Annotated in this window: 16 protein-coding genes; all 16 read right to left on the bottom strand. The window is 40.2% G+C overall.

Annotation, left to right across the window (positions count from 1 at the left end; genetic code table 11):
- Positions 1-82: 82 nt before the first annotated feature.
- Positions 83-1,864, bottom strand: a complete 1,782-nt coding sequence (gene dnaG, locus H0486_RS03585) for a DNA primase (RefSeq protein WP_228351682.1) — start codon at positions 1,862-1,864, stop codon at positions 83-85.
- A 45-nt stretch (positions 1,865-1,909) separates the two neighbouring features.
- The gene (locus H0486_RS03580; RefSeq protein ID WP_228354358.1) at positions 1,910-2,920 is read right to left on the bottom strand and encodes a deoxyguanosinetriphosphate triphosphohydrolase; all 1,011 of its coding nucleotides are present in this window, start codon (positions 2,918-2,920) and stop codon (positions 1,910-1,912) included.
- Positions 2,921-3,328: 408 nt separating this feature from the next.
- The gene (locus H0486_RS03575) at positions 3,329-3,496 is read right to left on the bottom strand and encodes a FeoB-associated Cys-rich membrane protein (RefSeq protein ID WP_228351681.1); all 168 of its coding nucleotides are present in this window, start codon (positions 3,494-3,496) and stop codon (positions 3,329-3,331) included.
- A gap of 109 nt (positions 3,497-3,605) precedes the next feature.
- Complete coding sequence (gene feoB / locus H0486_RS03570) at positions 3,606-5,660, bottom strand: ferrous iron transport protein B (RefSeq protein ID WP_228351680.1); 2,055 nt, start codon at positions 5,658-5,660, stop codon at positions 3,606-3,608.
- Complete coding sequence (locus tag H0486_RS03565) at positions 5,657-5,884, bottom strand: FeoA family protein (RefSeq protein ID WP_228351679.1); 228 nt, start codon at positions 5,882-5,884, stop codon at positions 5,657-5,659. Before H0486_RS03565 ends, feoB begins: the two co-directional genes overlap by 4 nt.
- Before the next feature lie 259 nt (positions 5,885-6,143).
- On the bottom strand, positions 6,144-6,527 hold the full coding sequence (locus H0486_RS03560) for a DUF2085 domain-containing protein (RefSeq protein WP_228351678.1): 384 nt from the start codon (positions 6,525-6,527) through the stop codon (positions 6,144-6,146).
- Between the two features lie 2 nt (positions 6,528-6,529).
- Positions 6,530-6,742 carry a hypothetical protein gene (locus tag H0486_RS03555; RefSeq protein ID WP_228351677.1) on the bottom strand — a complete coding sequence of 71 codons (213 nt, stop codon included), beginning with the start codon at positions 6,740-6,742 and terminating at the stop codon, positions 6,530-6,532.
- Positions 6,743-6,795: 53 nt separating this feature from the next.
- Complete coding sequence (locus H0486_RS03550) at positions 6,796-7,443, bottom strand: epoxyqueuosine reductase QueH (RefSeq protein WP_228351676.1); 648 nt, start codon at positions 7,441-7,443, stop codon at positions 6,796-6,798.
- Complete coding sequence (locus H0486_RS03545; RefSeq protein WP_228351675.1) at positions 7,440-7,847, bottom strand: response regulator; 408 nt, start codon at positions 7,845-7,847, stop codon at positions 7,440-7,442. Before H0486_RS03545 ends, H0486_RS03550 begins: the two co-directional genes overlap by 4 nt.
- A 92-nt stretch (positions 7,848-7,939) precedes the next feature.
- Complete coding sequence (locus H0486_RS03540) at positions 7,940-9,004, bottom strand: pyridoxal phosphate-dependent aminotransferase (RefSeq protein WP_228351674.1); 1,065 nt, start codon at positions 9,002-9,004, stop codon at positions 7,940-7,942.
- Positions 9,005-9,100: 96 nt separating this feature from the next.
- The gene (locus tag H0486_RS03535) at positions 9,101-10,288 is read right to left on the bottom strand and encodes a pyridoxal phosphate-dependent aminotransferase (protein ID WP_228351673.1); all 1,188 of its coding nucleotides are present in this window, start codon (positions 10,286-10,288) and stop codon (positions 9,101-9,103) included.
- 543 nt (positions 10,289-10,831) lie between these two features.
- Entirely contained in the window at positions 10,832-11,452 is a 621-nt protein-coding gene (locus H0486_RS03530; protein ID WP_228351672.1) for a cytidylate kinase-like family protein, read from the bottom strand.
- 60 nt (positions 11,453-11,512) lie between these two features.
- Positions 11,513-12,223 (bottom strand): ABC transporter ATP-binding protein, encoded by a 711-nt coding sequence (locus H0486_RS03525; protein WP_228351671.1) that lies wholly within the window; start codon positions 12,221-12,223, stop codon positions 11,513-11,515.
- Between the two features lie 14 nt (positions 12,224-12,237).
- Positions 12,238-12,996, bottom strand: a complete 759-nt coding sequence (locus tag H0486_RS03520; protein ID WP_228351670.1) for an ABC transporter ATP-binding protein — start codon at positions 12,994-12,996, stop codon at positions 12,238-12,240.
- A gap of 4 nt (positions 12,997-13,000) precedes the next feature.
- Positions 13,001-14,083, bottom strand: coding sequence for a branched-chain amino acid ABC transporter permease (locus H0486_RS03515; protein ID WP_408647623.1), 1,083 nt, complete (start codon positions 14,081-14,083; stop codon positions 13,001-13,003).
- Between the two features lie 9 nt (positions 14,084-14,092).
- Complete coding sequence (locus tag H0486_RS03510) at positions 14,093-14,974, bottom strand: branched-chain amino acid ABC transporter permease (RefSeq protein ID WP_228351668.1); 882 nt, start codon at positions 14,972-14,974, stop codon at positions 14,093-14,095.
- Positions 14,975-15,277: the final 303 nt, after the last annotated feature.

Raw genomic sequence — 15,277 nt, 5'->3', positions numbered from 1 at the left:
ATTTTAACCATCATTTGATGAAATATGCAGTTTCTACTAGGTCCCTGCCTATTCGCCGTGTTCAGCAGAACACTGGTACTGGTTAATTGTGAAATGAAAATTTATGCTTTTTTAATTGTGTCTTTTCTGCAATAATTCGCATAAGCAGCTCAGTATCATTAGCTTCTATCGCCTTCTGGCTCTTCATATCCAGACTATTCTCCTTAATACGCATAATGGTATCTGATAAGGCCTTCTGCCATCCGGCATCATCCATTTCTCCTCGTATACCGGCAGAAAACAGGGCAGCTGCTTCAGATTGTTCCTCCTTGCTTTGAAAGCAGTTAATAATCTTTGCAGGGTTAACCGTCTTCTCCTTCTCATATTGATCAAATACCTGGACCGCTACTTCATGATAGATACCCTCGGTAAAATCCTCCGGACCAATAATCTCTGCCACCTTATCGAACAAGGTATTATCCTCTATCAACCAGGTCAGCAGTAATTTCTGCGACTTTGAAATTCCATCCTCCGTCGTCTTCTTACCTCTATTAGCATCCGTATGATATTCTCTTGGCTCACCAAGTCCGACAACGATCTGAGAACCCAGCTTATTAACCACCTTACGAAGCTGTTCCACATCAATCTGATAATTCTTAGCCACGGCATCCAGATAGAAGTTCCGTTCGAGCTCCTCTGTAAAACCTAGCAGCTTCTTAGCCGTTTCGTGGAAGAACTTTGTCTTCTGCTCCGGATCTGCCATATCATACTCCGATTGTAGTACATCGATTTCAAAGAAAAAGCTGTTTCTCGCCTCTGCAATTCTCTTAGCATATTCCTCTGCTCCCAGAGCCTTAATGAATTCATCCGGATCCTTGTAAGGCTTCATATTAATCACCTTCACCGTTAGTCCGGCTTCCTTCAGAATTGGTATTGCCCGAAGTGCAGCCTGCGTTCCTGCAGAATCACTATCAAAGGTTAATAGCACTTCATTGGTATAACGTTTTAATAAGTTTGCATGAAATATTGTAAATGCTGTTCCCAAAGCGGCAACTGCATTGGTAAAGCCTGCCTGATGCAGTGCTATGACATCCATATAGCCTTCACAAATCAATAAATACTGTTTACGGGAGGCTCTTGCGAAATTCAAACCATAAAGGTTTCGGCTTTTATCAAATATCAACGTCTCCGGAGAATTCACATACTTTGGCATTCCATCGCCCATCACACGGCCACCGAAGCCGATCACCCGGTGATTAGCATCCATAATCGGAAACATTACCCGATTCCAGAACTTGTCCGTTGCTCCTTTTCTCTCGTCAATGGTTACCAGACCTGACGTCTTAAGAAACTCATCCTCATAACCCTGGCCTTTTAAGTATTTATATAAATCATCACTATATTTGTTGGAATAGCCCAATCCAAATTGCTTGATCGTCTCCTCTGTTAATCCTCGCTGAACCAAATAATCATGGGCTGCCTGTCCTCTGGGAGATATCAGCTGGTAATAAAAATACTTCGCTGCCTGCTTATTCACCTCAAGAAGCCTGGCTCTCATATCTGACTGCCTCTTAGCTTCCTCTGAGTATTCCCTCTCCGGCAGGGCTACTCCGGCACGTTCTGCTAAGAACTTTAACGCTTCGACAAAGGTAAAGTTTTCATACTCCATAATAAAGGTAAATACATTGCCTCCGACTCCACATCCGAAGCAATGATACATCTGTTTGGTCGGACTAACGGAAAAGGAGGGAGTCTTCTCATTATGAAAGGGACATAACCCCATATGATTACTGCCCTTTTTCTGCAATCTTATGTAGGAGCCAATTACACTTACAATATCATTCTTACTTCTGATTTCTTCCACTAGCTCGTCCGAATAAAACATTGTATACTCCTTCCATGTAAACTCGCCCTCTTCTGTAAAACTATATTAATATACACTCCAGGAGGATGGTATCATCAATTCCTTGAATTTTGATACGGCATAGGTATCCGTCATACCGGCAATATAATCGCAGACTGCACGATAGGAGGGCTCCTGTCGTTGTTCCATGCGATTTAAATATTCTTTCGGTAAAAGCTCCAAATGCTCCTGATAATATACAAAGAGCTGTTCCAGAAGTCGTTCTGCCTGCTCCTCTTGGCTTTTCGCCTTTTTATTCATATATACGCTTTTGAACATATACTCTCTAAGCTTTTGCATTGCATCCTTAATCTTAGGTGACATGATGATATCATTGTGGTTCTCACTATTCGTAATGATATCATGTACCAATGTATCCAAACGCTCTCCCAGGCTATGACCCAACACATCGGTAAATTCTCTTGGGATATCCTCTTCTCTCATAATCTGCCCGCGAATCGCATCATCAATATCATGATTAATGTAAGCAATTTTGTCACAAATACGTACAATCTTTCCTTCAAGCGTGGAAGGATTTCCTGCTGACTTGTGATTTAGTATCCCATCCCGTACCTCCCTGGAGAGGTTAAGCCCCTTTCCATGCTTCTCAATCACCTCGACCACGCGGATACTCTGCAAATGGTGCTCGAATCCGCCAGGACAGATACGGTTTAATGCTCGTTCCCCGGCATGTCCAAATGGCGTATGGCCCAGATCATGTCCCAAAGCAATCGCTTCTGTCAGGTCTTCATTCAGCAGCAATGCTTTTGCAATCGTTCGAGCTATCTGCGACACCTCCAGAGTATGAGTGAGTCTTGTACGATAATGATCACCCTCTGGAGCAAGAAATACCTGTGTTTTATGCTTCAGCCTGCGAAATGCCTTCGAATGTAATATCTTATCCCTGTCTCTCTGATAAATTGGTCGAATGTCACACGGTTCTTCATATATCTCACAACCCTGTGATTGATCTGAAAACGCTGCAAAGGGACTCAATATCTCATGTTCTCTCTGCTCCAGTTTCTGTCTGATATTCATACCAAACTCCATTCAATTCCTCCTTTCAGAAAACTTGGGAGTAATCGCAAGTATTAACAGTCATTATTTCCATAATCATCGCCGAAATTCTCTTCTAGGCCTATACTACTAATATTCTACAAGGTCTTCCTATTTCCTTTTTTATTTTTAAAATTATTTCAAATGCTTGCTACCTATATAAAATATCAGCTCTTCCCTTAATATAAACAACAGGGCTGCCGCACTATATAAATGTAGGGATTATCGCTTTCCATAATGCACTGTCAGAAATAATGTTGTTGAATTCTGTATGAACAGAACGAACTTAATGTTCGTTTGAGACATACCGAATTAACAAACTGTACTTCTGTCAGTACTTGAGGAAAGTTATAATCCCTGCTTATACAAAATACAACAGCCCTGATCCATTTATTTACTTTTCTTAATTAATAATCGTTCCCTATTACATTTTGCTTCGCCAGGACAGGAGGAACAACCCCCACAGCAGGATTTTCCTTCCTTCCTGTCCTTGGCCTTCTTATAGATGACAAATCCTGTGTAAGCGACAATTAATGAAACAATGATGATTTCTGCCATTCTTATTTCCTCCTTTCATCCTTTCCAATACATGCACCTATCACTTAAGAAATGATAATTTCCTATTTATTATATGTTAGATAGGAACGCTTTGATCGAAGCACATCTCTTATAGAAACAGACTTCCAATCTGATAAATCAGTGTCGACATCAGCAGTGCCACACCGAGCTGGAACACAACGGTGAACACAGTCCATTTAATGGATCTCATTTCCCTCTGTATTACTCCGATTGTGGCAACGCATGGTATATACAGTAAGCTGAATACCATTAACGAATAAGCATTTAAAGCTCCAAAACCATACTGGCCTAATATTCCCATAAGGCTTGTCATACCGTCAGGAGAGGTAATATTATTAATTTCAAACAATACACTGAAGCTGGATACTACTACCTCCTTGGCAGCCACTCCGGATATTAATGCCACTACAATCTGCCATAGGCCAAGACCGGCGGGTGCCAGTACCGGAGCGATAGCCTTTCCAATGATGGCTCCAAAGCTTTGGGACATATCGCTTACCATGCCTGATGGTCCAAAGTTCAGAACAAACCAGATTACTACTGAAGCTGCGAAAATCGTAGTTCCGGCCTTAGTTAAGTACTCCTTCACCTTCTCCCACGCATAGATTAATATCGTTCTTACATTGGGAGATTTATATTCAGGAAGCTCAATTAACAGCGTGTTCCCTGCATTAAGCTCCTTCCTATCCTTCATAACATATGCAACGATAATAGCAACTACGATCCCGATTAAATACATGGAAAATGCTGCTACCACCGCCATGTCCTCAAAAAACATTTCTGAAAACAGGACATATATGGGTAATCTGGCACTACAGGACATGAATGGCGTTACCAGTATTGTTTTACGGCGATCCTGCATATTTTCAAGAGATCTTGAGGCCATAATTGCAGGAACGGTACATCCAAATCCTAACAACATAGGGATAAACGCCCTTCCGGACAATCCCAGTTTACCCATTATCCCATCCATAACATATGCCACTCTCGCCATATATCCGCTATCCTCTAAGTATGCAAGAGCCAGGAAGAGAATAAATATATTGGGAAGGAAGGTCAATATTCCTCCAACTCCCGCAATAATTCCATCAACAATAAGAGAGGTAACAAAGTCGCTTGCATTTATTTTAACCAGGAAATTCAAGGTTGTTACCGAGAACGCATCCAGTGCAACCTCAAATCCTCCCTTTAAGAAATCACCGATCTGAAATGTCAGGAGAAAAATGAGTGCCATGATTCCAAGGAATATAGGAAGTCCAAGGTATCGATGAGTTAATATACCATCAATACGATCCGTTGCTTCCGACTTCTTACTCTTGTTCACAAGAACCTCTTCGATGATTTCCTCAATAAAATCATACTTTTGATTAATGATTTCACTTTCATAACTATGATCGACAACACCGGTTAGCTTGAGAGGGTATTTTTCCAGGATACCCTGATCCAGCTCCAAAATTTTAATCGCATGCCATCTCAGATTATTGACATTTCCGTATTTGCTATGTAACAGTTCACTTACTTCATCAATTTTATCTTCTATTTCATCACTATATACTACCGGATATTCATTATGATGCTGATGCTTATGACGGATCTCCTTAATGGAAAGATTGGCATGATGATGCTCAAGATTATGATCAAAGCCTTTATCCTTATGATGGGATACCGTATGCATAAGGATATCCAGTCCAGTCTTCTTTCGCGCCGATACCGGAATAACCGGCACTCCTAGCATCTCCGGAAGTCTGTGAAGATCGATCTCCATTCCTCTCTCTTCTACAATATCCATCATATTCAACGCCAGTATAATCGGCTTTCCCAGCTCAATTAACTGCAGTGTCAGATATAGATTACGCTCTAAACTGGAGGCATCCACTACATTGACAATAACATCCACATTAGAATCCAGGATATACTCTCTGGTTAGTCTTTCTTCCATGGTATAGGAGGTCAGGCTGTAAATTCCGGGCAAGTCTACAAGCTTGAACTTATGGTCATGATATTTAAAGGCCCCTTCCTTTTTCTCAACCGTAACTCCGGGCCAGTTTGCCACCTTTAAATTTGCACCAGTATATGCATTGAAAAGTGTAGTCTTCCCGCAATTCGGATTACCGACAAATCCTACCTGTAGCTCTTCTCTCATGCCGATGCCTCCTTCGTTAATATTGCTCCTGCGATTTTGCTTCCCAAGGCCAATCTGCTTCCTCTTACCATTAATATGACAGAGCCAACGCGATTACGATTTAATATTCTTACTTTTGTTCCCTTTGTTAATCCCAGGGCTTCCAATCTTCTCATAGTAACAAGATCAAGGTCCAGGGAAGAAACAGTGTAGCTGGACCCTATTACTCCATTTTTTAAAGTCATAATGAACATCCTCTTTCATATCAAGTATACCCGGGCGAAAGTAAATTTGCTTTACTAAACGGTTCTTCTATTCAGGCATCTTGCGTATTCTTATTGATAATAATTATCATTTGCTATTACATTATAATCACCGAACTATATTTTGTCAACTGGGTAGTTTGAAAATAATAGCATTTCTATTCATACTATTATTTGAATCAAAAAGGATTATCGTTCTATTATACTCCTCACGATAATCCTTGTTCCTGTTTACTTCTATTTAATTGTGACATACTCTATTAATTACTTTACTGATCAGATATAACTGTACCGACATAATTCCGAAACCACCTAGCAAGCCTGTAATAAATCTTCTACTATTCGTAGACTGCTTTATTCCGGTTGCTTGAAACATCCAATCAAGGAACATAATTACGGTTCCCATAATTGAAACTGTTACACAGATACCCTTCAGGGCAAATACCGGCATGGCAATCAGATATCCGACTAGAACTCCAGTGCATCTGGCACAGACCGGGAATTGATAACCTTTGATAAAGAAACTACGCTCAGGCAGCTGATGACAGCCGGTTTTCTCACCCAGCATCATCCACCAGAGCCAACAAGAATTCTGTTTACTCTTTTCCTTCGTCGTATCCTTCATAATTATACCCGAAATTTCTTCCCACAGTGGTTGCATACCCAGTAGGCTTTTCTTGTTGTTCGTCCCTCTCCCATACCGCAAAGTCCGCATAGCCAGCCTATAGGACCTAATATGAGATAACCGCAGCAACCTTTAAATATTCCATAGCCTTTAATTTTCGATTCTGTTTCTTCTATTATATGACAGTAATCACTTCCACATGATGGACATCTCATCGTTTCCTCCGTTCCTGTACTGAAATCCGTACATCAGAACTGCCTCGTAATCGTTAGCCTCCCGTAACCAATGATGCATTCTCAGCCTTACTGCGTTCTCTTTCCTGCCTCGAATAGATGCAGCCACAGTAATCCTGACGATATAAATCATACTCCTTAGATAGCTCTATAGAACGCTTATACCCATTGTTTTTCTTAAAATCAGAAGGCAAATACTTTACTCCGTACTCTGCAGCTAAGCTTTGACCAATTTCATTGAGTTTCTCTGCATTCTTATGGGGACTGATGGATAGTGTTGTAGTAAAATAATCAAATCCTCCATCCTTTGCTTGCTTAGCGGCTTCTCTTAGACGAAGCTCATAGCAGGAAAAGCAGCGTTCCCCACCTTCCGGTTCCTTCTCCAACCCCTTTATCTTCTGATAATAGACCTCGGGCAGATATTCACCCGGTATAAATTGTACTTTGGAGGGCAGCGGCATGGAACGTATTAACTGAATCTGCTCCTCTACTCTCCTACGATATTCTTCTTCCGGATAAATATTAGGGTTATAATAGAATATTGTGATGGAAAAATATTTTGTCAAATATTCTAAAACATAACTGCTGCAAGGTGCACAGCAGCTGTGTATTAATAATTTTGGATAAATCCTCTCATTCTCTATCCTATGGATGATCTTCTCCAATTCCTTTTGATAATTCATTCGTCATTGCTCCCAATCAAGTCCAGCTTACGAAGTACATTCTCGAACTTCTCCTGATCAATCGGTTTCCCAGCATATGCTGTACAGCCAAGAGAAAATGCTTTTGTTACATTCTTCCCTTCGCTTAGAGCTGTGGTCATAATAATCTTCGCTGCCTTTTCTTCCGGTATCTGCATTTCCTTTTCAATATCGCGTATTTTCTTTAATGCCTGATAACCATCCATTACCGGCATCATTATGTCAAGGCAAACCAGATCATAACCTTCCTTTGCTTCCAGCGCCATTGTAAACGCTTCCACTGCTTCCGTTCCATCCACCGTTACATCGCATTCTCCATACTTCGACAAGAACCTCAGCATAAACTTTCTACTGATGAAATCATCTTCAGCAATTAATATTTTCATTCACTGTCCCCCCAGCACAAAAATGGTTAAGAATATCATATAACAATTTGTACCTATTTAATAGGGGCAAAATGCATAATAAGACTATTGGCCTATTTATAGTTCTCAATAAATCCTTTTAAGAACTCTACCAGTTTTCTCATGTCCTCTTCCGTACCGATTGTTATTCGTAAATAATTATCTATTCGAGGGGCATTAAAATACCGTACATAGATATCCCTCTCGCGGAGAGCCTGGAATATAACCTTTGCAGGAATCTTATTATGAGTTGCAAATAAGAAATTAGCACTTGACTTCGGAAAGGAAAAGCCCAAATCCGTTAATGCCTCTTCCGTCCATGTTCTGGTTTTTATAATTCTCTGAATATTATCATTAAAGTACGTTACGTCCCGAACTGCTTCCGCACCTGCAAGGATAGCAGTGCGATTCATAGTATAGGAGTTAATGGAATACTTAACGTCGTTCATCGCCTTAATCAGCTCCGGATTTCCCATTGCATATCCTATTCGCATACCTGCCATGGATCGGGACTTTGAGAAGGTCTGAACCACAAGCAGATTATCATATTTTTCAATAAGCGGGAGCGCTGAAGCACCGCCAAAATCAATGTATGCTTCATCCAGAATGACAATGACATCCTTATTGTGAGCAATAATATCCTCAATAACCGACAGATCTGCATATAATGCGGTCGGTGCATTGGGATTCGCAATCACAATACCTCCATTCGGTTTATTATAATCCTCTTTAACGATGCAGAAATTCTCATCCAATGCCTGTACTTCATAGGGAATTCGATACAGATCACACCACACTGGATAGAAGGAATAGGTGATATCCGGGAACAGCACTGGACTGGGGGAGTTAAAGAAGGTCAAGAATGCCACTGCCAGTACGTCATCGGAACCCACTCCTACAAATACCTGATCAGAATTAAGGTGATAAAAATGAGCCAGTTCGTCAACTAACAATTTGATTGTTGGGTCCGGATATAATCTTAATGTATCAGAATCCATATCCTTAAGGACTTTTTCTACACCGGGTGCAGGAGGATAGGGATTCTCATTGGTATTAAGCTTCACCATATCCTTTTTGTTCGGTTGTTCACCCGGAACATAGGGTACCACTTTACGAATATTCTTTTCCCATGGCTTCATATATAATCCTTACATGGCGGGACACTACCTCCCACTATGTATTTTCCTTTCTCAGCATTTCTATCGTACCTAATATTACTATTCTGGTTGAATACTTTATAAACCGAATTCTTCCGCCAGCTTCTTCAATCCTGGAAGAGATCTTTCAATCATCGCATAATCAACACAATATGCCATTCTGAAAAATCCCGGACAACCAAAAGAGAAGCCTGGCACTATTAGGATATTATGTTTCTTTGCTGCCTCCGCAAATGCCTTGTCATCTCCTCCCGGAGCCTTTACAAACAGATAAAACGCTCCTTGCGGTTTCACACATTGATATCCGTAAGATACCAGATTATGATACAGTAATTCACGGTTACGATTATATATCTCAATATCCACTTTCGAATCAAGACATTTTGCAACTGCCCTTTGAATCAGGGATGGTGCATTGACATAACCCAGAATTCTGGTTGCCACATTGGCTGCCTCTACTACATCCTCGTAATCATCTACTTCCTTTGGAATAACCAGATAACCAATTCTTTCTCCTGGAAGTGATAAGGATTTACTAAAGGAATAACCAACTATGGTATTATTATAGTATTTTGTAATATAAGGTACCTCAGCACCATCATATACCAACTCACGGTATGGTTCATCTGAGATAAGATAAATCGAAGTCTGGAATTCCTTTTGCTTCTTGTTCAGTATCTCTGCAAGCTTCTTTATCGTCTCCTCTGAATACACCACACCTGTCGGATTGTTGGGTGTATTCACGATAACAACCTTTGTATTTTTCGTAATTACCTTTTCAAACTCTTCCAAATTAGGCTGAAAATCTACTGTATTCGGAGATACGGTTACCAGCTTACCATCATAATTGCTTACATAATTGCGGTACTCACCAAAGAAAGGAGCAAATACAATTACTTCTTCTCCCGGATTCAGCAGAGTCTTCAGTATTACATTTAATCCACCTGCTGCTCCTACGGTCATAATGATATTTTCCAGATGAAAGGCGGTATGAAATTTGCTGTTAATGGAATTAGCGATCGTTTCTCTGACATCTTCATAGCCTGAATTATTCATGTATCCATGAACCAGATTCGGATTTTCCTCATTGATTACCTGCAGTAAAGCTTCCTTGATTTCAACGGGAGGTTCCACACTGGGATTACCGAGACTAAAGTCATATACATTCTCTTCTCCATAGATTCCAGCTAATCGTTTTCCTTCCTCAAACATTGCTCGAATTACTGAGCTGTTCTTAACAAATCCCATCATTTTCTCTGATATCATCTTATACCTCTTTCCTGGCAAAGCCTTTTTCTAATTTTTGCAGTAAAGTATAACACACAATTTCAACCTTATCAATACCTGCAATTTCTAAACTGGTGGATATTTCTAAACCGGTGGGTATTTCTAAACCGGTGGGTATTTCTAAACCGGACGGATAAGAGAGCCCATACATTGGAGGGTGTAGGCAGTACCGGAAAACAAGCACTATTTTCGGGAGTTCCTGCATGCGTCTATTACGTTTCGCTCCTCCCTGATAGTTGCGTCGGTCGCTCGCGAAACGAACTAGCATGCAGTTACTCACTCGAAAATAGGCTAATCATTTTCCGGTATCTGCCTACACCCCCCCCAATGTATGGGCCCTCTTATCCTGTCTATGGCAATAAAATACAATGGTTCAATTATAAGATTAATTGTTGATAATCAAGTTAAATGTGGTGAAAACTATAATACCCCAATAGGTTAGGTAACATGGCAGGCAAATTTCTGCTGCGTTATCTAACTTATTGGGGCATAATTAAATTCAATTTTAATTTATTTCATGTTTTATCGGAAACGAATGTCCATATAGCTCTGAACAATCTCCACACATTTATCAAAGCCAAGACGACTGCTGTTCAGGCACAGATCATAGTTTTCTGCGTTCTTCCAGTCTCTTCCTGTGTAATACTTGTAATATTCTGCACGGTGCTTGTCAATGGAGAGAATCTGCTTCTCAATTTCCTTATCTGATTTGCCTGTCATTTCCTTTAAGGTCTTAATACAATCCTCCATTGGAGCATGGACGAATACTTTTATTACATTCTCGTAATCCTTCAATACATAATCAGCGCATCGGCCAATGATGATACAGGATTCGGTATTGGCTAACTCTTTGATTATTTTCGCCTGGTAATTAAACAGGTTATCATTCGAAACAAAATCATCACTATCCGGAGGAATTAATTCTCCTTTGTATACGTTGCTTGCGATTCGAAATAGCAGGCTTTTTTTCAGTTTCTCATCTGCCTTAGCAAACAAAGCCTGATTGATACCGCTATCATCAGAAGCTAATCGGAGCAGATCCCTGTCATAATAGGGAATTCCCAGCTTCTCTGACAGCATCTTTCCTATCGTTCTTCCACCGCTACCATATCCTCTTGCAATCGTAATAACATACTTATTCATAATAACCTCCATCTGCCGCCGAACGGCACATAAATTAGTATGTGAATGCTACTATATAATTTATTCTCCCAGATAAGCTTTTTTCACTGATTCGTCATCCATTAATTTCTTTGCATCACCACTAAGTACAATTTTACCTGTTTCCAGTACGTAGGCGCGGTCAGCAATGCCTAATGCTTTCTTAGCATTCTGCTCAACCAGCAGAACCGTAGTTCCGCTCTTACTGATGCTTTGAATAATGTCGAATATTTCTTCTACGAGAATCGGGGAAAGACCCATGGAAGGCTCATCCATAAGAACAATCTTTGGCTTGGACATTAATGCACGTCCCATAGCTAACATCTGCTGTTCTCCACCACTTAAGGTTCCGGCATATTGCCTCTGTCGTTCCTTCAGTCTCGGGAATCTTTTATATACGTTCTCTAAGGATTCCTCTACCTCAGACTTATCCTTTCTAGTATATGCACCCATCAATAGATTTTCATATACTGTTAGCTGGGAAAATACATGTCTTCCCTCAGGAACATGTGCAATACCCTGTGATACGATCTTGTGAGGCGCAATCTTCTGAAGATCAACTCCCTCATACAGAACCTCTCCGCCCTTCGCAGCAATCAGTCCCGTAACCGTATGCAGGATTGTCGTTTTGCCGGCACCATTCGCACCGATTAATGCAATTACCTCTCCTTCATTTACCTCAAAAGAGACATCCTTAATCGCATGTATCATACCATAATATACTTGTAAATTTTTGATTTCCAGCATCGCCATATCAATTCACCTTCCTATTCACCAAGATATGCCTTAATTACCTCGGGGTTATTCAGAACCTCCTGTGGTAATCCGTTTGCCAGCTCCATTCCGAAGTTAAGTACAAAGATCTTCTCACAGATACCGGCTACTAACTTCATATCATGCTCAATCAATAGGATTGTAACTTGATATTTCTTACGAATTAATGTGATGGTTTCCATCAGCTCGTCCGTCTCGGCTGGGTTCATACCAGCTGCCGGCTCATCCAAAAGTAAAAGCTTGGGATTGGTTGCTAAGGCTCTTGCTATTTCCAGCTTTCTTTGCTTTCCATATGGAAGGTTTGCTGATAATAAATGCGCTTCCTTGTCCAGATTAAATACCTTTAATATATCATAGGCACGCTCATCCATTTGCTTTTCCTTCTTAAAATACGAAGGAAGCCTTAATACACCTGAAAACGTGGAGTACTTATAGTCATTATGAAGACCAACCTTCACATTATCAAGTACGGACAGATCCTTGAACAGACGGATGTTCTGGAAGGTTCTTGCGATTCCTGCTTTATTTATTTCAATGGTACTCAATCCTGTGATGTTCCTGCCATCTAATTCAATAAGCCCTGTGTCCGGCTTGTATACACCGGTCAGAAGGTTGAATATCGTAGTTTTACCGGCACCATTGGGCCCGATTAAGCCATATAGTTCTCCCTGCTCGATCGTTATGTTAAATGAATCAACCGCACGCAAACCACCGAAGGAGATACCTAAGTTTTTTACAGATAAAATAGCCATACTCTTACGCCTCCTTCGCTTTCTTTCTGGACTCCAGATACTTCTTCAGCGAGTGATTGTTACGCCATGCAACACAAGTCGGATTCCAGTTGAATATCATCATTACAATCAGTACCACTGCATAAATCAACATACGGTAATCCTGCATAAAACGCAAGTACTCCGGCAATAAAGTCAATATTATTGCAGCGATGATGGAACCTCTGATATTACCGATACCACCAAGAACAACAAATACTAAAATCATGATGGACATATTATAACCAAAATTCTTCGGAGATGCTGTTAAGCTTGATATGTTATGTGAGTAAAGTACACCTGCAATTCCTGCCATGGCAGCAGAGGTTGCAAATGCAAGAATTTTAAATTTCGTTATATCAATACCTACGGATTCTGCTGCAATACGATTATCACGAATAGCCATAATCGCACGCCCGGAACGGGAATGAATCAGGTTGCTAATAATGATATAAGTTAAGATAAGTAATATTACGGCAATTGTTAAGGTTGTATCATTGGGTGTTCCAACAATACCCTTGGCACCGTTTACAATAACCTCTCCGTTCTCATCAAGATTTAAGGATATTGCATCCTTTGTCGAGAAGTGAAGACCACTGTCATCCTTACCAATATATAATACATTAATTATATTCTTTACAATTTCACCGAACGCCAACGTAACAATAGCGAGATAATCACCACGAAGTCGTAATACTACGACACCAATGAGGCAGCCAAATAAAGCCGCTACTACCGCACCAATAAGAATGGCCAGAATATATCGTATAACTGAATTCTCAATCACATTGACCATTACTTTGGAGAAGAAGGCTCCAGAAAAGGCACCAACACACATAAATCCGGCATGTCCCAGACTAAGCTCTCCCAAAATACCAACTGTTAAATTCAACGATACCGCCAGGATAGAATAATAACAAAACGGTACCAGCAATCCCTTCATAAGATTTGTCATAAGTCCGGCAGCAATCATAATCTGACAAATAACATAGACAAGAATAATGATGCCTATTGTAATGATATTGCTACGTGTAGATTTATTTAATTGATTAAATGCTTTTATCTTCATCATCCACACCTACACTTTCTCTTTCATCTTTTTACCGAGAATACCCGTTGGCTTCACTAGTAATACCAATATCAGTATTAAAAACACAATCGCATCTGCAAGTTGTGAAGAAATATATGCTCTGCCTAAGATCTCAATCACTCCCAGCAGAATTCCACCTATCATTGCACCTGGAATGGAGCCGATTCCGCCAAATACTGCCGCAACAAATGCCTTAATACCAGGCATGGCACCTGAGGTGGAGTTAAGACTTGGATATGAAGAAAACATAAGAACACTTGCAACTGCTGCCAAAGCGGATCCTATGGCAAAGGTAATCGCAATCGTTTTATTAACATTGACACCCATGAGTACCGCAGCATCCTTATCCTCGGATACCGCTACCATACCACGGCCTGTCTTGGATTTCTTTACAAATACAGTTAATCCAATCATAATCAGAATACAGACAGGAATTGTAACAAGAATTTCACCAGCTATTGTGAGTTCCCCTCCCGCCAGCTTCAAAGCCGGAACATTAACAACTGAAGTAAAGGATTTTGTATCTGCACCAAAGATCAGAAGCGCAATGTTCTGCAGGAAGTAACTTACGCCGATTGCTGTAATGAGCACTGCCAGTGAGGATGCTTTTCTAAGTGGTTTATATGCAATACGCTCTATTGTCACTCCCAATATCGTGCAAAATATAATCGAAATCAACACGGCAATAATCGGATTTAACCCCATGGTACTCATAATGGTAAAGGTCACAAAGCCACCCACCATAATTACATCACCATGTGCAAAATTCAGCATCTTTGCAATACCGTAAACCATCGTATATCCCAATGCAATGATTGAATATACACTTCCTAAACTTATTCCTTTAATTAAATAAGAAATAAAACTCATATAAATACCATGCCTTTCTACGAAGTCTACAGGTTTTTAACAAAAAAACCGATGGTTTTCTTGTTAAAAACTTGTAGGTCACAAATTTGCAAAGCGAATTACTCATATAAAATCATAATACAAATGATATTTCAAAACTAGTGGTATATAATTTCGTATACTGTATTTTAGCATAGGAGTCGTACTGATACAACTCCAAATTACATTGTACTACAGTTTCTAGCTTCTGTAAAACCACTCTAAATTTTCCAATTTTTATCCTTTAACATAAGAAACATACAGGGGAGTAGTACACCTCTGTAT

It is taken from the genome of Variimorphobacter saccharofermentans (assembly GCF_014174405.1).
In the GTDB taxonomy this organism is placed as follows: Bacteria; Bacillota; Clostridia; order Lachnospirales; family Lachnospiraceae; genus Mobilitalea; species Mobilitalea saccharofermentans.
Note: the sequence above shows the minus strand (reverse complement) of the source record. Positions and strands in the feature narration are given on the sequence as shown.

Excerpts from the sequence above, each read along its gene's own strand:
- feoB (WP_228351680.1), bottom strand. The coding sequence starts at position 5,660 with ATGAGAGAAGAGCTACAGGTAGGATTTGTCGGTAATCCGAATTGCGGG.
- dnaG (WP_228351682.1), bottom strand. The coding sequence starts at position 1,864 with ATGTTTTATTCGGACGAGCTAGTGGAAGAAATCAGAAGTAAGAATGAT.
- H0486_RS03520 (WP_228351670.1), bottom strand. The coding sequence starts at position 12,996 with ATGGCTATTTTATCTGTAAAAAACTTAGGTATCTCCTTCGGTGGTTTG.
- H0486_RS03575 (WP_228351681.1), bottom strand. The coding sequence starts at position 3,496 with ATGGCAGAAATCATCATTGTTTCATTAATTGTCGCTTACACAGGATTT.
- H0486_RS03550 (WP_228351676.1), bottom strand. The coding sequence starts at position 7,443 with ATGAATTATCAAAAGGAATTGGAGAAGATCATCCATAGGATAGAGAAT.
- H0486_RS03580 (WP_228354358.1), bottom strand. The coding sequence starts at position 2,920 with ATGAATATCAGACAGAAACTGGAGCAGAGAGAACATGAGATATTGAGT.
- H0486_RS03565 (WP_228351679.1), bottom strand. The coding sequence starts at position 5,884 with ATGACTTTAAAAAATGGAGTAATAGGGTCCAGCTACACTGTTTCTTCC.
- H0486_RS03560 (WP_228351678.1), bottom strand. The coding sequence starts at position 6,527 with ATGAAGGATACGACGAAGGAAAAGAGTAAACAGAATTCTTGTTGGCTC.
- H0486_RS03555 (WP_228351677.1), bottom strand. The coding sequence starts at position 6,742 with ATGAGATGTCCATCATGTGGAAGTGATTACTGTCATATAATAGAAGAA.
- H0486_RS03530 (WP_228351672.1), bottom strand. The coding sequence starts at position 11,452 with ATGAATAAGTATGTTATTACGATTGCAAGAGGATATGGTAGCGGTGGA.
- H0486_RS03510 (WP_228351668.1), bottom strand. The coding sequence starts at position 14,974 with ATGAGTTTTATTTCTTATTTAATTAAAGGAATAAGTTTAGGAAGTGTA.
- H0486_RS03515 (WP_408647623.1), bottom strand. The coding sequence starts at position 14,083 with ATGAAGATAAAAGCATTTAATCAATTAAATAAATCTACACGTAGCAAT.
- H0486_RS03535 (WP_228351673.1), bottom strand. The coding sequence starts at position 10,288 with ATGATATCAGAGAAAATGATGGGATTTGTTAAGAACAGCTCAGTAATT.
- H0486_RS03545 (WP_228351675.1), bottom strand. The coding sequence starts at position 7,847 with ATGAAAATATTAATTGCTGAAGATGATTTCATCAGTAGAAAGTTTATG.
- H0486_RS03540 (WP_228351674.1), bottom strand. The coding sequence starts at position 9,004 with ATGAAGCCATGGGAAAAGAATATTCGTAAAGTGGTACCCTATGTTCCG.
- H0486_RS03525 (WP_228351671.1), bottom strand. The coding sequence starts at position 12,223 with ATGGCGATGCTGGAAATCAAAAATTTACAAGTATATTATGGTATGATA.